The 17,331-nt window shown below is 63.1% G+C and carries 13 protein-coding genes; 8 read left to right on the top strand and 5 right to left on the bottom strand.

Annotation, left to right across the window (positions count from 1 at the left end; all coding sequences use genetic code 11):
* Nucleotides 1-69: 69 nt before the first annotated feature.
* Together glnK and acs are read right to left on the bottom strand one after the other, a co-directional pair.
* Nucleotides 70-408: a P-II family nitrogen regulator gene (gene glnK, locus ABZN20_RS07455; RefSeq protein ID WP_218807303.1), complete on the bottom strand. Its 339-nt coding sequence runs from the start codon at nt 406-408 to the stop codon at nt 70-72.
* A 54-nt stretch (nt 409-462) separates the two neighbouring features.
* The gene (acs, locus tag ABZN20_RS07450) at nt 463-2,397 is read right to left on the bottom strand and encodes an acetate--CoA ligase (protein WP_367027241.1); all 1,935 of its coding nucleotides are present in this window, start codon (nt 2,395-2,397) and stop codon (nt 463-465) included.
* 308 nt (nt 2,398-2,705) lie between these two features.
* On the opposite strand from acs, the gene rpoS reads away from it, so the two are divergent.
* Together rpoS and ABZN20_RS07440 are read left to right on the top strand one after the other, a co-directional pair.
* The gene (gene rpoS / locus ABZN20_RS07445) at nt 2,706-3,725 is read left to right on the top strand and encodes an RNA polymerase sigma factor RpoS (protein ID WP_218807301.1); all 1,020 of its coding nucleotides are present in this window, start codon (nt 2,706-2,708) and stop codon (nt 3,723-3,725) included.
* 68 nt (nt 3,726-3,793) lie between these two features.
* The gene (locus ABZN20_RS07440) at nt 3,794-4,183 is read left to right on the top strand and encodes a hypothetical protein (RefSeq protein ID WP_218807300.1); all 390 of its coding nucleotides are present in this window, start codon (nt 3,794-3,796) and stop codon (nt 4,181-4,183) included.
* Between the two features lie 86 nt (nt 4,184-4,269).
* On the opposite strand, the gene ABZN20_RS07435 is transcribed toward ABZN20_RS07440, so the two are convergent.
* The 3 genes from ABZN20_RS07435 to gltB form a co-directional block, all read right to left on the bottom strand.
* Entirely contained in the window at nt 4,270-5,727 is a 1,458-nt protein-coding gene (locus ABZN20_RS07435; RefSeq protein ID WP_218808917.1) for a TrkH family potassium uptake protein, read from the bottom strand.
* Nucleotides 5,728-5,910: 183 nt separating this feature from the next.
* Nucleotides 5,911-7,350, bottom strand: a complete 1,440-nt coding sequence (locus tag ABZN20_RS07430; RefSeq protein ID WP_367027240.1) for a glutamate synthase subunit beta — start codon at nt 7,348-7,350, stop codon at nt 5,911-5,913.
* A 37-nt stretch (nt 7,351-7,387) separates the two neighbouring features.
* Nucleotides 7,388-12,016: a glutamate synthase large subunit gene (gene gltB / locus ABZN20_RS07425; RefSeq protein ID WP_367027239.1), complete on the bottom strand. Its 4,629-nt coding sequence runs from the start codon at nt 12,014-12,016 to the stop codon at nt 7,388-7,390.
* Nucleotides 12,017-12,396: 380 nt separating this feature from the next.
* Here gltB and rpsF point away from each other — a divergent pair, with 380 nt between their 5' ends.
* The 6 genes from rpsF (at nt 12,397) to ABZN20_RS07395 (ending at nt 17,329) form a co-directional block, all read left to right on the top strand.
* Complete coding sequence (rpsF, locus tag ABZN20_RS07420; RefSeq protein WP_218807297.1) at nt 12,397-12,807, top strand: 30S ribosomal protein S6; 411 nt, start codon at nt 12,397-12,399, stop codon at nt 12,805-12,807.
* Nucleotides 12,808-12,863: 56 nt separating this feature from the next.
* Entirely contained in the window at nt 12,864-13,094 is a 231-nt protein-coding gene (rpsR, locus tag ABZN20_RS07415; protein ID WP_010961282.1) for a 30S ribosomal protein S18, read from the top strand.
* A 63-nt stretch (nt 13,095-13,157) separates the two neighbouring features.
* Nucleotides 13,158-14,045 (top strand): hypothetical protein, encoded by an 888-nt coding sequence (locus tag ABZN20_RS07410; RefSeq protein ID WP_367027238.1) that lies wholly within the window; start codon nt 13,158-13,160, stop codon nt 14,043-14,045.
* A gap of 57 nt (nt 14,046-14,102) precedes the next feature.
* A complete protein-coding gene (gene rplI, locus ABZN20_RS07405; RefSeq protein ID WP_367027237.1) occupies nt 14,103-14,549 on the top strand; it encodes a 50S ribosomal protein L9 in 447 nt (148 codons plus the stop codon).
* Nucleotides 14,550-14,574: 25 nt separating this feature from the next.
* The gene (waaA, locus tag ABZN20_RS07400) at nt 14,575-15,852 is read left to right on the top strand and encodes a lipid IV(A) 3-deoxy-D-manno-octulosonic acid transferase (RefSeq protein ID WP_367027236.1); all 1,278 of its coding nucleotides are present in this window, start codon (nt 14,575-14,577) and stop codon (nt 15,850-15,852) included.
* A gap of 19 nt (nt 15,853-15,871) precedes the next feature.
* A complete protein-coding gene (locus ABZN20_RS07395) occupies nt 15,872-17,329 on the top strand; it encodes a mannose-1-phosphate guanylyltransferase/mannose-6-phosphate isomerase (RefSeq protein ID WP_367027235.1) in 1,458 nt (485 codons plus the stop codon).
* Nucleotides 17,330-17,331 lie beyond the last annotated feature (2 nt).

Below are 17,331 nucleotides of genomic sequence, written 5' to 3'. Positions count from 1 at the left end.
GGAGGGGCGGACAGCCGGGGAGGCTGTCCGTGGGCGTCTCGTTTCTGGAGCGGGGGAGCGACTGCGCCGTTACAGCGCCTGGTCGCCGGTCTCCCCGGTGCGGATACGGATCGCCTGGTCGATGGAGGTGATGAAGATCTTGCCGTCACCGATCTTTCCCGTGTTGGCTGCTTTGACGATCGCGTCGACCGCCGTATCCACCAGATTGTCGGCGACCGCGATTTCCAGTTTCACTTTCGGCAAGAAATCCACGACGTATTCGGCTCCACGATAAAGTTCGGTATGGCCTTTTTGCCGCCCAAACCCCTTGACTTCGGTGACCGTCAGTCCACTCACGCCGATATCGGAAAGCGCTTCGCGCACGTCGTCGAGCTTGAAGGGTTTGATGATTGCAGTGATGAGTTTCATGATCGTCTCCGCGGATCGTTGTTCTTTCAGGTGGGTGAATCGTGGCAGCAGCCGCTAGGCCGGTTTGTTCCGGATGATGTCTTCGACGACCGCAGGGTCGGCCAGCGTCGAGGTATCCCCCAGTTGATCCAGGTCGTTGGCGGCGATTTTTCTCAGGATTCGCCGCATGATTTTACCCGATCTCGTCTTCGGCAGGGCCGGTGTCCATTGGATGATGTCAGGGGTCGCGATCGCGCCGATTTCCTGCCTGACCAGTTCGATCAGTTCGCGCTTCAGGTCTTCGCTTGGGGCCGCGTCGGCAACCAGGGTGACATAGGCGTAGATGCCCTGGCCCTTGATGTTGTGCGGGTAGCCGACCACCGCGGCTTCCGCCACGCTGTCGTGCAGCACCAGCGCGCTCTCGATCTCGGCGGTTCCCATCCGGTGCCCCGAGACGTTGATGACGTCGTCCACCCGCCCGGTGATCCAGTAATCGCCGTCCGCGTCCCGGCGCGCGCCGTCGCCGGTGAAGTATTTCCCCGGATAGAGGGCGAAATAAGTCTCGCGGAAACGGTCATGGTTGCGGAAAACGGTGCGCGCCTGCCCCGGCCAGGAAGCGGTGATGGCCAGGACACCCTCGGCCGGGCCGGCCAGCTCGTTGCCTTGGGCGTCCAGGATGGCGGGGACGACACCGAAGAAGGGGCGGGTGGCGGAGCCGGGTTTGAGCGGCGTGGCGCCGGGAAGCGGCGTGATCATGATGCCGCCGGTTTCGGTCTGCCACCAGGTGTCGAGCACAGGGCAGCGCTTTTCGCCGACTTCCCGGTAGTACCACTCCCAGGCTTCCGGATTGATGGGTTCGCCGACCGAGCCCAGTATTCGCAGGCTGTTGCGGTCGGCCTGCTTCACCCAGTCCTCACCCAGCCCCATGAGTGCCCGGATGACGGTGGGCGCCGTGTAGAAGATGCTTACCTTGTATTTGTCGATGACCTGCCAGAGCCGCGCCGGGGTGGGATAGGTCGGAACGCCTTCGAACATCAGGGTGGTCGCACCGTTGCACAAGGGGCCGTAGACCACGTAGCTGTGGCCGGTGATCCAGCCGATGTCCGCGGTGCACCAGTACACTTCGCCGTCGCGGTAGTCGAACACGTATTTGTGCGTGACCGCGGCGTACAGCAGATAGCCGCCGGTCGTGTGGACCACCCCTTTCGGCTTGCCGGTCGAACCGGAGGTGTAGAGGATGAACAACGGGTCTTCCGCGTCCATGTCCTCGGGCGGGCATTCGGGCGATGCGGATTCCACGGCCTCGTGAAACCAGTGGTCGCGCCCTTCGGTCCAGTCCACCGGGCGGGCGGTATGACGCACCACGAGCACGGTTTCGACTTGGGGGCACTCGGTCAGCGCGACGTCGACGTTGTGCTTGAGCGGCACGAATTTGCCGCCCCGCCGGCCCTCGTCGGCGCAGACGACGACGTGGCAGTCGGCGTCCAGGATGCGGTCCTTCAATGCCTCGGAGGAAAATCCGCCGAACACGATCGAGTGTATGGCGCCTATGCGGGCGCAGGCCAGCATGGCCACGGCGGCTTCGGGGATCATCGGCAGATAGATGCAGACCCGGTCGCCTTTGCTTACGCCGCGGGATTTGAGCACATTGGCAAACCGGCATACGCGGTCGTGCAATTCCCTGTAGGTCAGGCTGCGCTGATCGCCGGGTTGGTCGCCTTCCCACAGGATGGCCGTCTGGGCGCCCCGTTCAGCCAGATGGCGGTCCAGGCAGTTGTAAGACACGTTCAGGCGGGCGCCGGAGAACCATTCGATGGCCGGCGTATCGAAGTTCCATCGCGCCACCCGGTTCCAGGGAGCGCTCCAACTGATGAACTCCCGAGCCAACTCGGCCCAGAATCCTTCCGGCTCCTTTATGGACCGGTCGTACATTTCCCGATAGATTCCGTCGGTTATTCTGGCGGATGCCGCGATATCCGCAGGCACGGGGTAGACATGTTCTGTTTTCATTGAATTGTCGCTCGTCCGGTCGGCTCCGAATTGAGAATTCTACTCATGAAACGGCAATCGAATCGGGTGAATTTTAGGACGGCTTCGGCGACAAAGAAACCAGAAGTCCCTGTATCTGACGCATCCCCCCCAGGGGACAAGAGCATAAACACAACCTGCTTGTTTCCGCCGCAAGGATAGGGTTTTTCTGGCCCGGAAAGGTATTCAATTAGGCTCGAGGTTTACGGATGGGGTGTTATTGCGGAAGTTCGCGATAACGGGTGGTGCGAATGCCGCCTCTGGCGGCGTGCCTCTTGAGGATGAAACTGATGTCGTCTGAAGTCGATTTTGAGTTGGACGGGAGCCTACCTGAAGGTTTGGCTTACGTCGATGAGACAGCGGCGATCGAAATAAGCGCCGGTGAGATCGAAGGGGGTGCCATGGGTGGTTGCGGTGCCCGGGTCTGGTGTGATGAAGGCCCTGATGAAGGCGGAGAAGCGGCCGAGCTTGGCTCGGAGCTCGATGCAACACGCATCTACCTGAACCAATTGGGAAAATGGAGGCTCCTGACGGCGGAGGAGGAAAAGCATTTCGGACGTCTCGCCCTCGAAGGCGACGATGATGCCCGCCGTCTCATGATCGAAAGCAATCTGCGCCTTGTCGTCAAGATCGCGCGCCGCTATCTGAACCTGGGTCTGCCTTTGCTCGATCTGATCGAGGAGGGCAATCTCGGTCTGATCCGGGCCGTCGAAAAGTTCGAGCCGGAGCGCGGATTCCGCTTTTCCACCTATGCAACGTGGTGGATAAGGCAGACGATCGAGCGCGCCTTGATGAGCCAGGTCCGGGCCATCCGGCTTCCGGTCCACGTCGCCAAGGAAATGAACGCCGTATTGAAAGCCTATCGGCGCCTTTCCGTCAAAATGCAGGGAACGCCAACGGCCCAGGATGTGGCTCGGCAGCTCGAGAAATCGTCCGAGCGTGTCGAGCAGCTTCTGCGGCTGAGCGAAAAGGATTTGTCGGCCGACGCGCCGATCACCGCCGATTCCTCCAAATCCCTGCTCGACATGGCGCCCGATGAGGGCCAGAGGCCGGTCACGGATACCCTGCTCGCCGAGCGGATGGAGCAGAAAATCGACGAATGGCTGGGCCGGCTGAACCCGCGCCAGCGGGAAGTCCTCCAGCGCCGCTTCGGGCTCGGCGGGCATGAGGTTTCGACGCTCGAGGAGGTGGCCGTGGACATGGGCGTGACACGCGAAAGGGTACGTCAGATTCAACGGGAGGCGCAGCTCAAGCTCCGCTCTATCCTGGAGGCGGAAGGTTACACCGCGGACGCCGTCTTGCTGAATTGAGCCGCCTATCGACGCCCCGTCCGATCCGCGTTAAATTTACCGAAATGCAATGGACTCAAGAGAGAATCATGACGCTTCGTAGACTCGGAATCCTGTGGCTCGTTTCCCAAATGGCGGCGTGCGCTTCGCTGGAGGAGAAGGTTCAGGATACGGAACAGTTGCTGGCGGCCGCCGGATTCAAGATCAACTATGCCCAGACTGCGGAGCAGCAGGCCAATGTCAAGGGGATGACACAGCACAAGCTTGTGGCACATCCCAAAGGCGACAAAGTGATGTACGTCTATGCGGATGCCAGCATCTGTCAGTGCGTTTACGTGGGCGATGCGGATGCCTACGCCCGTTTCCAGAAGCTCGCCGTGGAAAAGGAAATCGCCGACGAGCAGAGGCAGGCAGCGGAGACCAACCTCGACGCCACCATGAACTGGGGCATGTGGGGGCCTGGGTTATGGTGGCCCTGACCGGCTACCCCTTGTAGCGGCCGTTTCCCCGCACTGATTGGTAATACCGAGGCGCCCTTTCCAGGGCGCTTTTGTTTCGGGGCAATTCACTTGCGCCAGAATGCCGGGGTGAAGATGATCAGGGCGGTGAATACCTCGATGCGCCCCAGGAACATGGCTACGGCGCACGTCCAGGTCTGGAAATCGGAAAGGGAGGCGTAATTGCCGGCAGGTCCCACCACGTTGAGACCGGGGCCTGCGTTGTTGATGCAGGCGATGATGGCGGAGAACGCGGACACCATGTCCAGCCCGCTGACCACCAACAGCAATGTCAGGATGACGATACTCATGAAGTAGACGAAGATGAAACCGAGTACCGACAGGATGATGTTCGACGGAATCACCATGTGTCCGATCTTGAGCGGATTGACCGCCGTCGGATGGGTCAGCAGCAGCATCTGCAGTTGACTCTGTTTCATCAGGATCAGGGTGCGCATCATCTTGATCCCGCCGCCGGTCGAACCGGTACACACCAGGACGCTGCTCAGGAACAGCATCCATAGCGGTGCGAACAAAGGCCACTGATTGTAGTCCACCGAGGCGAACCCGCAGTCGGTAGCGATCGACACGAGGTTGAAGCTCGCATGCCGCAGAGCCGTCCAGAAATCCGGGTAACTCTGGTGCGTGACCAGGAACAGGGCGATGGCCACGCAGCTTCCGAGCACCAGAACCAAGTAGGGAATTGCCTCGATGTCGTGCTGATATGCCTTCAGACTCCTGGCGCGGATAGCCAGGAAATGGGTGGCGAAGTTCATTCCAGCGATCAGCATGAAGACCATCAGAATCGCTTCTATCGCCGGCGAGTCGAAATAGCCGACGCTGGCATCATGGGTCGAGAACCCGCCCAGGCTCATGGTGGCGAAAGCATGGCAGACGGCGTCCAGCCAGTTCATACCCGCCATTTTCAAACACAGCGCGCATGCAAGCGTGATATACGCGTAGATCAGCCACAGATTCTTGGCGGTCTCCGTAATCCGCGGTGTCAGCTTGTTTTCCTTCATGGGGCCGGGCGTTTCCGCCATGAACAACTGGCGTCCGCCGATGCCGAGGACGGGAAGAATCGCCACCGCCAATACGATGATTCCCATCCCGCCCAGCCAGTTCAACTCGTGGCGCCAGAGATTGATTGCAGGCGGCAGCTGATCCAGCCCCGCCAGGACCGTGGCTCCTGTTGTCGTCAACCCGGACATGGCTTCGAAATAGGCATCCGTGAACGACAGCCCCTCGACGTACGACATCAGCGGGAACGTAGCGAAGGCCGCCATTCCGGTCCAGGCCAGGACCACGAGGATGAAGCCGTCTTTGGACTTCAGGTCGTAGCGGTACTGCCTGGTCGCGGTCCACAGCAGCGAGCCGGCGCCGACGGTGAACAGCATGTCTTCGATGAACAGGAGCGCGGTGCCGTCGGCCGCGAGGAGGGAAGTCGTGATCGGGAGCAGATAGGTCAGACTGAAGACCACCAGCATCAGTCCGAATACGCGAGCCAGAGACAGTAGGCGCTTCACGGTGCTGCGGGACGCAAACTGGGGCATCGTCAACGGCGGAGGTGGTGGATGCCGGGCATCGAGAGGGACGCTCAAGCTGCCGGCGCGAACCGGTGGCGGCGCCGGATAGCGGGCCGCCATCCGGTATCGGGCCCGCAGCCCCGATTCGCCGACGACGTTGGGATATCCATGGTGTCGCCGCGTTTACCGCGGCAAGTCGGAGCGGCCCATCAGGAACTCGTCGACGGCGCGAGCCGCCTGGCGTCCCTCGCGTATGGCCCAGACGACCAGCGATTGTCCCCGCCTCATGTCTCCGGCCGCGAATATCTTGTCCACCGAAGTCCGGTAGCTCTGGGTATCGGCCTGGACATTGCCGCGCTCGTCCCGCCGGATACCGGCTTCTTGCAGCAGCCCTTCGTGCACCGGGTGTACGAAGCCCATGGCGAGCAGGACCAGGTCCGCCTTGAGCGTGAATTCGCTGCCGGGGATTTCCTCCATGACCCAGCGCCCGCCTTCCTGGTTCCAGCGCACTTCGATGCAATGGATCGCGGTCACCTTGCCGTTTTCACCGCTGAAGCTCTTGGTCGCGACGCTCCAGCGCCGTTCGCAGCCTTCCTCCTGGGACGAGGAGGTGCGCAGCCGGTTGGGCCAGTTCGGCCAGGTGAGGCCCTTGTCTTCCTTGGCCGGAGGCCGGGGCAGGATTTCCAACTGCACCACCGAAGCGGCTCCCTGGCGAATCGAGGTGCCGATGCAATCGGAACCGGTATCGCCACCGCCGATGACGATGACGTGCTTGTCCGTCGCCAGGATGCCTTCCGCTTCGTCGAGCACGTCGCCGGCGACGCGCTTGTTTTGCTGCTTCAGGAATTCCATCGCGAAATGGATGCCGCCCAGTTCGCGCCCGGGGACGGGCAGGTCGCGCGGTTTTTCCGATCCGCCCGCCAGCACGATGGCGTCGAAATCGGCCGTCAGCCGGCTCAGGGGAATATTGGCTCCGATGTGGCAGTTGGGACGGAAGATCACGCCTTCCGCCTGCATCTGTGCGATGCGGCGGTCGATCAGGTGCTTTTCCATCTTGAAGTCGGGAATGCCATAGCGCAGCAGGCCGCCGATGCGGTCGGCCTTCTCATAGACCACCACGCCGTGACCGGCGCGAGCCAGTTGCTGGGCGCAGGCGAGACCGGCCGGCCCGGAGCCGACGACCGCGACCCGCTTGTCAGTGCGCTTGAGCGGAATCTGCGGCCGGATCCGGTTCTCTTCCCAGGCCTTGTCCACGATCGAGCATTCGATGGTCTTGATGGTAACCGGCTCGTCGTTGAGATTCAGCGTGCAGGCCGCCTCGCAAGGAGCCGGGCAGATGCGGCCGGTGAATTCCGGGAAGTTGTTGGTGCTGTGCAACACCTCGATCGCTTCCTCCCAGTTGCCCTGGTACACCAGATCGTTCCAGTCCGGAATGATGTTGTTGATCGGGCAGCCCTGGTGGCAATACGGGATGCCGCAGTCCATGCAGCGGGCGCCCTGGCGGCTGACCTCTTCGTCGCTCAACGGCACGACGAATTCGCGGTAGTGCTGGATCCTGTCGGCGACCAGGGTATAGCGCCGGTCCTGCCGCGCAATCTCCATGAAACCGGTGGGTTTTCCCATCTTTCTCAGTACCTCGTTCTTGTTTTGTGGGCCGGGCTCAATGATGCGCGGCTGCACCGGTTCGGGTTTGCTGCATCTTCTCCAGCGCCTTGCGGTAGTCCACCGGCATGACCTTGACGAACTTGGCCGCGTAAGCGTTCCAGTTGTCCAGGATCAGGCCGGCGCGTCCGCTGCCGGTATAGCGCCGGTGTTTCTCGATCAGGAAACGCAGGCGACGCATGTCGTTGCGGGTCATGTCGTGCATGATGTCGACCATGCCATGTGTCTCGAGATCGCCGCCCTGGTGCTCGAAGTGCTCCAGCGCGTCGTCTTCCGCCGGCACCGGCTCGAGTTCCACCATGGCCAGGTTGCAGCGCTGTTCGAAATCGCCGGATTCGTCCAGCACATAGGCGACGCCGCCTGACATGCCGGCCGCGAAGTTGCGTCCGGTCGCGCCCAGTACCACCACCACGCCGCCCGTCATGTATTCGCAGCCATGATCGCCTACGCCTTCCACCACCGCGATCGCGCCGGAGTTGCGGACCGCGAAGCGCTCTCCGGCCACGCCGCGGAAATAGCATTCGCCGCTGACGGCGCCGTACAGCACGGTGTTGCCGACGATGATGTTCTGCTCCGAGGTGATCGGACAGTCGGCCGGCGGATAGATCGCCAGGCGGCCGCCCGACAGCCCCTTGCCGACGTAGTCGTTGGCCTCCCCTTCCAGTTCCAGCGTCACGCCGGCCGCGAGGAAGGCGCCGAAGCTTTGGCCGGCGGTGCCATGCGCCTTGATGTGGATCGTGTCTTCCGGCAGGCCCGCGTGTCCGTAGCGCTTGGCGACCTCGCCCGAGAGCATGGCGCCCAGGGTCCGGTTGTAGTTGCGGATGTCGACGTCGACGTGGACTGGCTTCCTCTCCTCCAGCGCGGGGCGGGCGAACTCGATCAGCTTGCGGTCCAGCGCCTTGTCCAGGCCGTGGTCCTGCGCTTCGCAATTGAAGATGGCGACGCCGGGGCCGGCTTCGGGCTTGTACAGGATCTTCGAGAGGTCGATGCGGGAGGCTTTCCAGTGGTAGACGGCCTTGCGCATATCCAGCAGATCGGAACGGCCGACCATGTCCTCGTAGCGCCGGAAACCGAGGCGGGCCATGAGCTGGCGCACCTCTTCGGCAACGAAGAAGAAATAGTTCACCACGTGTTCCGGCTGGCCGGTGAAGCGCTTGCGCAGTTCCGGGTCCTGTGTCGCCACCCCGACCGGGCAGGTGTTGAGATGGCATTTACGCATCATGATGCAGCCCTCGACGATCAGCGGGGCGGTGGCGAAGCCGACCTCGTCCGCGCCGAGCAGGGCGGCGATCACGACGTCGCGGCCGGTGCGCATGCCGCCGTCGGCCTGGACGCAGATGCGTCCGCGCAGGCGGTTCAGCACCAGGGTCTGATGGGTTTCGGCCAGGCCGATCTCCCAGGGCAGCCCCGCGTGCTTGATCGAGGTGATGGGGCTGGCGCCGGTGCCGCCGTCGTAGCCGGAAATGGTGACGTGGTCGGCGTGGGCCTTGGCGACGCCCGCCGCCACCGTGCCGACGCCGACTTCCGACACCAGCTTGACGCTGATGCGGGCCGCCGGATTCACGTTCTTGAGGTCGTGGATCAACTGCGCCAGGTCCTCGATCGAGTAGATGTCGTGGTGCGGCGGAGGCGAGATCAGACCGACGCCGGGGGTCGAGTGGCGCACCTTGGCGATGACCGCGTCTACCTTGTGGCCGGGCAACTGGCCGCCTTCGCCCGGCTTGGCGCCTTGCGAGATCTTGATCTGGATGTCGTCGGCATTGACCAGGTATTCGGCGGTGACGCCGAAGCGCCCGGACGCGACCTGCTTGATCGCCGAGCGCAGGGAGTCGCCGTTCGCCAAAGGCACGAAGCGCTCCGGCAGTTCGCCGCCTTCGCCGGTGTTCGACTTGCCACCGATCCGGTTCATGGCGATCGCCAATGTGGTGTGGGCCTCGTACGAGATCGATCCGAACGACATGGCGCCGGTGGCGAAGCGCTTGACGATTGCCTTGGCCGGCTCGACCTCTTCCAGCGGCACGGGAGCGGCCACGAAGCGGAAATCCATCAGCCCGCGCAGGGTGAGGAGGTGCTCGTTTTGCTCGTTGACCAGCCGGGCATACTCGGCGTAGGTCTTGGCGTCATTGGCGCGGGTCGCATGCTGCAGCTTGGAAATGGTTTCCGGCGTCCACATGTGGTCCTCGCCGCGCACCCGGAAGGCGTATTCGCCCCCGACGTCCAGCGCGCTGCGGTACAGCGGCGCGCTGCCGAAAGCCTGGCGGTGGCGGCGCACGGTTTCTTCCGCGACCTCCTGGAGTTCGATGCCGCCCGTGGTGCATTCGGTGCCGTGGAAATAGCGGTCGAGAAAGCTCTCGCCCAGCCCCACGGCGTTGAATATCTGCGCACCGCAATAGGACTGGTAGGTCGAGATGCCCATTTTCGACATGATCTTGAGCAGCGCTTTGCCGATCGCCTTGATATAGCGCTTGTGGGCCTCTTCTTCACTGATCTTTTCCGGCAGTGTGCCGAGCAGGTCGGACAAGGTGTCGAAGGCGAGGTAAGGGTTGACGGCCTCGGCGCCGTAGCCCGCGAGCAGGGCGAAGTGATGCACTTCGCGTGCTTCGCCGGTCTCCACCACCAGTCCCGAATGCGTACGGAGGCCGGCCCGGATCAGGTGGTGATGCACCGCCGAGGTGGCCAAGAGGGCCGGAATGGCGATATGGCCGGCGTCCATGCCCCGGTCCGACAGGATCAGGATGTTGTTGCCTTCCAGCACGGCCTGTTCCGCGCGCTTGCAGACGGCGTCGAGGGCCGGCTCCATGCCCAGTGCGCCGGCGTCGGCCGGGAAGCAGATGCTCAGCGTCTTGGTCTTGAACGCGCCCTGGGTCCGTGCCTCGATGCGGCGGATCTTTTCCAGGTCGCTGTTGCTGAGGATCGGCTGGTGCACCTCGAGCCGCTTGTTGTTGCCGCCATTGTCCAGCGCCAGCAGGTTGGGGCGCGGACCGATGTGCGACACCAGCGACATCACCAACTCCTCGCGGATCGGGTCGATCGCGGGGTTGGTGACCTGGGCGAAGCCCTGCTTGAAGTAGTCGTACAGCATCCGCGGCCGGTTCGACAGTACCGCAAGGGCGGCGTCGGTGCCCATGGAACCCACCGGTTCCTGCCCGCTCAGCGCGATCGGCTTGAAGAAGACCTTGATGTCCTCCTGGGTGTAGCCGAAGGCCTGTTGCCGGTCGAGCAGGGTACCGTGATCCGGCGCCATCGCGGCAACCTCGGGCGGCAGGTTCTCGACGTTGATCTGGGTCTTGTCCAGCCAGTCCTGATAAGGATTGCGGCCGGCCAGTCCGTCCTTGATTTCCTGGTCTTCGATGATCCGTCCCTGTTCGAGATCGATGAGGAACATCTTGCCGGGCTGGAGGCGCCACTTCTTGACGATCTTGTGCTGCGGGACGTTCAGCACACCCATTTCCGAGCCCATGATGACGTAGTCGTCATCGGTGATCAGATAGCGTGCCGGGCGCAGGCCATTACGGTCGAGTGTCGCGCCGATCTGGCGTCCGTCGGTGAAGGCCACGGCGGCGGGGCCGTCCCAGGGCTCCATCAGGGCGGAATAATATTCGTAGAACGCGCGGCGTTTGGTGTCCATCAGCGGGTTGCCGGCCCAGGCTTCCGGGATCAGCAGCATCATGGCGTGAACCAGCGAATAGCCGCCGGCGACCAGCAACTCCAGCGCATTGTCGAAGCAGGCCGAGTCGGACTGGCCCTCGGCGATCAGCGGCCAGATCTTGTCCAGGTCCTCGCCCAATAGTTCGGATTTCATCGACTGGCGGCGTGCCGCCATCCAGTTGATGTTGCCGCGGATGGTGTTGATCTCGCCATTATGGGCGATCATCCGGAACGGGTGGGCCAGATCCCAGGTCGGGAAAGTGTTGGTCGAAAAGCGCTGATGAACCAGTGCCAGGGCGGAAACCAGGCTCTCGTCGCGGAGGTCGAGGTAATAGGAGCCCACCTGGTCGGCCAGCAGCATGCCTTTATACACGATGGTGCGCGAAGACAGCGAAGGCAGGTAGAACATCTCGCCGGCGGCGAGTTTGTCCTCGCGGATGGCGTTTTCGGCCTGCTTGCGGATGATGAACAGCTTGCGCTCGAAGGCATTCTGGTCGGCGCAACCGGCGCCGCGGCCGATGAATACCTGGCGGACGAACGGTTCCACGGCCTTGACCGTCTCGCCGATGCCGGTGTTGTCCACGGGGACGTCGCGCCAGCCGAGTACCGTCTGTCCCTCGGCAGTCACATGGCGGGTCAGGATCTCCTCGCAGCGGCGCCGCTTTTCCGCATCGCGCGGCATGAACAGCATGCCTACCCCATAGTGTCCGGGTTCGGGAAGCGTGATGCCGAGTCCCGCGCACTCTTTGCGCAGGAACGCATCGGGCAGCTGGAGCAGGATGCCGGCGCCGTCGCCCGCCAGAGGATCGGCCCCCACCGCGCCGCGATGCGTGAGGTTTTTCAGTATTTCCAGCCCCTGGAGAACGATGTCGTGGCTTTTCCCGCCCTTGATGTGGGCGATGAAGCCGACGCCGCAGGCGTCGTGTTCGTGACGTGGATCGTACAAACCCTGCTTGTGGGGCAATGTATGGTGGCTCATTGGGGTTACCTCTTGAGGAGCGCGCCGGGTCAACGAGCGAACGCGTCTGGATTGGCGCCCCGCCCGTTCCGATACGTGATTCCGCCCCGTACGGGACGGCCGCGGTCTGCTCGGGCTCGGTGATCGACGGAGGGGGACGAGTTCATCGCACAAGGGCGTCGGTCCGCCCGCAAAAAATGGCTGGACACTATATGGAATCGGACATGCATTTGCAACACGTCCGGCTCGCCATGCGGGAGGGCCGACGGGTCGGGGCGTGCGCCATGTTGTTCGGGGGCGGTGAAAGGGGTATAGTGCACCGTTTTTTGGCGGGGCATCGGCCCCTTCTCCTTGCTTTACCGCGCGGCGGGAAGCTGACTCAAACCGAAAGGAGCATTAGTGTGCGACATTACGAAATAGTGTTCATGGTCCATCCGGACCAGAGCGGACAGGTGCCGGCGATGATCGAACGGTACCGTTCGATCATCGAGGGCGCGGCGGGTAGCATCCATCGCCTCGAGGACTGGGGGCGCCGTCAGCTCGCCTATCCCATCGCCAAGCTGCATAAGGCACATTATGTGTTGATGAACATCGAATGTGATCAGGCGACCCTGGAGGAGCTGGAAAGCGGCTTCCGGTTCAACGACGCGGTCCTGCGCAGCCTGACGATCAAGCGCGACGAGGCGGTGACCGAGCCGTCCGCGCTGGCGAGGTCCGGCGGTGAGGCCGAGACCGAACGCGCGTCGGCGGACGAAGGCGGTGAGGAAGCCGCCGGCGCCGAGCCGAGCAACGAGGCGGAAGCAGGGGCTTGACGCCGCTGCCGGCCAACCAAAAGACATAGTCGCCGATCAGATTTTGGAGTTCATCGATGGTTCGTCAATTCAAACGTAGAAGGTATTGCCGCTTCACCGCGGAAGACGTCAAGGAAATCGATTACAAGGATTTGGACACGCTGCGGGAATACGTCTCGGAGACGGGAAAGATCGTTCCCAGCCGCATCACAGGGACCAGCGCGAAGTATCAGCGCCAGTTGGCCACGGCCATCAAGCGCGCGCGCTTCCTCGCGCTGCTTCCGTTCTGCGACGCGCACGAGCAATAAGCGCAGTCCGGCCGTTCTCGCGGAAGGGCTTAAGGATTCGTGAAGGGGCTCGCGGCTTTCGCCATGAAGGGCCGATGGCAGGCGGTGCTGGTCATCGCCGGCCTCGTTTGCCTTTCGTTCATGATACCGCTGGTCGGTCTGCTGAGCTCCGCCGCTTTGGGGCTCGTCGTGCTGCGGCAGGGTTTGCCGGCCGCATCCACGGTGCTGGTGCCGTCGGCGGTCGTGGTTGCTGTTTTTGGCGGCGTGGTTCTCGGCAGTGTGGCGGCGCCCTTGATATATGCGCTGCTGCTCTGGCTTCCTACGGCCGTCGCGGCGTGGGTGCTGCGGATTTCCCGCCGGATCGACTGGGCGCTGGCCTCCGTCGTCGTGCCCGCGCTGGTGGCGGTGCTGGCGGTTTACGGCCTGGTCGGTGATCCGGCGGAGTTCTGGAGCGAAAAGCTCACGCTGATGGTTCAGCCGCTGCTGGATCAGGCTCCGGCCGGTTTCGACGCGGACGGTGCGCGGTCGGGACTGCGCGTGGTGGCGCATTACGCAACGGGATTCGTGAGCGCGGGTTCCGCCTTGAGCGTTTTCATGACACTGATGTTGGCGCGGTGGTGGCAATCCCTGCTGTACAACCCCGGCGGGTTCCGTGCCGAGTTTCTCGAACTGCGGCCCAGCCCGGCGTTTGCGTATGCAGCGTTGGTCAGCATTGGCGGCGCCATGTCGTTGCCGTGGCCGGCACTGGCCGAATTGATGTGGAACCTCGGGCTCGTGTTTTTCGTGCTGTACCTCATGGTGGGAATTGCCGTGATCCACTCGCTGCTCTCCCGCCGTCCCGCCGGAAAGTTCTGGCTGGCCGGGCTTTATCTGCTGTTGTTCGTGATTCCCCAGGTCGCCATCCCTGTGGTGCTCATGGGGTTTACAGACGTCTGGATGGACTGGCGTCACAGACGTGTGGCGGGTGCCTGAAACACTTGGGCCGGCAATAATTCATTTCTTAAATCAGTTTTTTCGAGGTCTTAGAAGATGGATGTGATTCTTCTTGAGAAGGTGCCGAATCTCGGCAACCTGGGTGACAAGGTTTCGGTGCGTCCGGGGTATGGCCGCAATTTCCTCATTCCGAAAGGGAAGGCGGTTGCCGCGACGGCGGCCAAGCTGGCCGAGTTCGAGCAGCGGCGGGCGGAGCTGGAGAAAAAGGCGTCCGATGAGCTTGCTGCCGCGCAGTCCCGCGCCGAGGCCATTTCGCAACTGAGCGTTTCCATCGCTCAGAAGGCCGGCGAGGAAGGCAAGCTGTACGGCTCGGTCGGCACCAAGGACATCGCCGAAGCGGTGACCGCGGCCGGTGTGGCGGTCGAAAGGCACGAAGTGCGGTTGCCTCACGGCCCGATCCGCCTCGCCGGGGATTATGAAATCACTTTGCACCTGCATAGCGACGTGAACGCGACGCTGAACCTGAAAGTCGTCGCGGAGTAATCAGACCGAGCGCCGGGGGCGGAGCGTGAGGTCCGTTTATACGAGCCTGTTTTACGCGTCCCTCCCTCTGGTGCTGGCGCGCCTCTTGTGGCGCAGCCGGGCAAATCCCGGCTACCGGGAGCGGGTTGCCGAGCGGTTTGCGTTCTATCCCGGCCCGCCAAGACCGGTAGACGTCTGGATTCACGCGGTTTCCGTGGGTGAAGCGGAAGCCGCATTTTCGTTGGTCGCCACCATCCGGCGGCATGCGCCGGCTTCCATTCTCGTCACTACCACCACGCCGACCGGTTCGGCGCGAGTGCGCAAGGTGCTCGGCGACACGGTCGAGCATGTTTTTCTGCCCTACGATCTGCCGGATGGCATCGGCCGTTTTCTGGGCCATTTCTCTCCGCGTATGGCCATCATCATGGAAACGGAGATTTGGCCCAACCTGTTCACCGCCTGCCGGCGGCGGGATATTCCGCTCCTCGTCGCCAACGCCCGCTTGTCGGAGCGCTCGGCCCGCCGGTATGCCCGTGTCCGCGGTACGCTGAGGAACCTCCTGGCCGGCGTCGACATCGCCGCTCAGACGGCGGCCGACGCACAGCGCTTCCTCGCCATCGGCGCGGATCCCTCCGCCATCACCGTCACCGGCAATCTAAAATTCGATACGGAACTGGACACCTCTGTCCGGGCGGGCGGTGAAGCCATCAAGCGGCGCTTGTTTCAGGAGCGACCGGTCTGGCTGGCGGCGAGCACTCATCCGGGAGAGGAAAAGGCGGTGTTGGAGGCTTTCGCCTGCGTCCGGTCGAGGCAGCCCGAATTGTTGCTGGCGATCGCGCCGCGTCATCCCGAGCGTTTCGAAGAGGTCGCGCGCCTGGTGAGAGCGGCCGGCCACCGTCTCGCCCGGCAAACGGAAGCCGGGGAGGCCGCACCCGGGGGATTCGACGTTTTCCTGCTCGACACGCTGGGGGACCTCATGCGTTTCTATGTCGCGAGCGACGTCGCGTTCGTCGGCGGGAGCCTGGTCGACATCGGCGGCCACAACGTAGTGGAGCCCGCTTTGGCGGAGACGGCCATCGTGTTTGGGCCATATACACGGAATTTCAAACAGATATGTGATGATCTCGAGCGTGGGGAGGCTGCTGTTCGGGTCCATGGCATCGAGGAGCTGGCCGCCGCGGTCGATCGGCTGGCGGCGGACGAGGCGATGCGCGGTGACTTGAGGCGGCGGGCCCTTGCCTTCGTGGAACGCAACCGGGGGGCGTCGGAGCTCCATTGGCGACTCCTCGCACCTCACCTTGGGGAATCTTTCCAGTCTCATTGACTTTTTGGAGGCGCGCACCATGGCTAGCGTAACGATCAAGCCGCTCATTCTCTCAGGGGGGGTGGGTTCCCGCCTCTGGCCCCATTCCCGCGAAGCCTATCCCAAGCAGTTTCTTCCTTTGCTGGGCGAGCGCACCTTGTTTCAGGAAACCGCCGACCGCATCGGCGGCATGGCGGAACCGCGCTTCGACATCCGCTCGCCATTGGTCGTATGCAACGAACAGCACCGTTTCCTGGTGGCCGAGCAGCTTCGGCAGGTGGGATATGAAGACGCCGATATCCTCCTCGAGCCGAGCGGCCGCAACACGGCCCCCGCGCTCACGATCGCGGCGCTGCACGTTCGCGAGCGTCTCGGGGAGGAATGCATTCTGGCGGTGATGCCGGCGGATCACCACATCGCCGACGTGGAAGGCTTCCGTGCCGGCTTGGCGCGGGCGCTGGGGGTCGCGGGACGCGGACTGATCGGGACGTTCGGCATCGTGCCGGACAGGCCGGAGACGGGTTACGGCTATATCCGCAAGGGGAGGGCTCTGGAGGACGGCGCGGTTTTCGATCTGGAAGCCTTCGTGGAAAAGCCGGATGCCGAAACCGCCTCGCGTTACCTGAGTTCCGGCGACTACCTCTGGAACAGCGGGCTGTTCGTGCTGCGTGCGAGCGTCTGGCTGGAGCGGATAGGTTTGTATCGGCCCGACATCCTGGAGGCCTGTTCCGCGGCCTACGAAAAATCCTGCAGGGACGGCAATTTCATCCGGGTCGACCGGACCGGTTTCCTGCGTTGCCCGTCCGATTCCATCGACTACGCCGTGATGGAAAAGCTGAATGGCACGGGACAGGCGGCCGTCATACCGCTCGACGTGGGCTGGTGCGACCTGGGTTCCTGGGCATCGCTGTCCGAGGTCAAGCCGCGGGACGATAACGGCAACGTCGTGGAAGGCGACGTCTATGCCCGCGACACGAGCGATTCCCTGCTGTATTCCGACGGCCGGTTCCTCGCGGCCATCGGGGTGCACGACCTGCTGGTGGTGGATACCGCGGATGCGGTGCTGGTCGCCCACAAGTCGAAGGCTCAGGACATCAAGCAGATCGCCGAACATCTCAAAGCGGCGAACCGTACGGAGCACAAGGTCCATCGCCGGGTGCACCGGCCCTGGGGAACCTACGAATCGATCGACACCGGCCAGCGTTACCAGGTCAAACGGATCACGGTGACGCCGGGCTCCGCCCTTTCGCTGCAGATGCACCACCACCGGGCCGAGCACTGGATCGTCGTGCGGGGTACGGCGCGTGTCGTCCGCGGCGAAGAGTCGTTCCTGCTGACCGAGAACCAATCCACTTACATCCCCATCGGGGTTCACCATCGTCTGGAAAATCCAGGAACCATTCCTTTGGAAATCATCGAGGTGCAATCAGGCAGCTACCTCGGCGAGGACGACATCGTCCGCTTCCAGGACCAGTATCACCGTACCGAAGAACGCTAGGA

The sequence above is a fragment of the Methylococcus sp. ANG genome, from assembly GCF_040730495.1.
Lineage (GTDB): Bacteria > Pseudomonadota > Gammaproteobacteria > Methylococcales > Methylococcaceae > Methylococcus.
The sequence above is the reverse complement of the archived record's forward strand: the minus strand, read 5'-3'. Positions and strand labels throughout refer to the sequence as shown.

Coding starts and splice junctions, on each gene's coding strand:
- rpoS (WP_218807301.1), top strand. CDS start 2,706: ATGTCGTCTGAAGTCGATTTTGAGTTGGACGGGAGCCTACCTGAAGGT.
- gltB (WP_367027239.1), bottom strand. CDS start 12,016: ATGAGCCACCATACATTGCCCCACAAGCAGGGTTTGTACGATCCACGT.
- rpsR (WP_010961282.1), top strand. CDS start 12,864: ATGGTTCGTCAATTCAAACGTAGAAGGTATTGCCGCTTCACCGCGGAA.
- glnK (WP_218807303.1), bottom strand. CDS start 408: ATGAAACTCATCACTGCAATCATCAAACCCTTCAAGCTCGACGACGTG.
- acs (WP_367027241.1), bottom strand. CDS start 2,397: ATGAAAACAGAACATGTCTACCCCGTGCCTGCGGATATCGCGGCATCC.
- rplI (WP_367027237.1), top strand. CDS start 14,103: ATGGATGTGATTCTTCTTGAGAAGGTGCCGAATCTCGGCAACCTGGGT.
- ABZN20_RS07395 (WP_367027235.1), top strand. CDS start 15,872: ATGGCTAGCGTAACGATCAAGCCGCTCATTCTCTCAGGGGGGGTGGGT.
- ABZN20_RS07410 (WP_367027238.1), top strand. CDS start 13,158: ATGAAGGGCCGATGGCAGGCGGTGCTGGTCATCGCCGGCCTCGTTTGC.
- ABZN20_RS07440 (WP_218807300.1), top strand. CDS start 3,794: ATGACGCTTCGTAGACTCGGAATCCTGTGGCTCGTTTCCCAAATGGCG.
- ABZN20_RS07430 (WP_367027240.1), bottom strand. CDS start 7,350: ATGGGAAAACCCACCGGTTTCATGGAGATTGCGCGGCAGGACCGGCGC.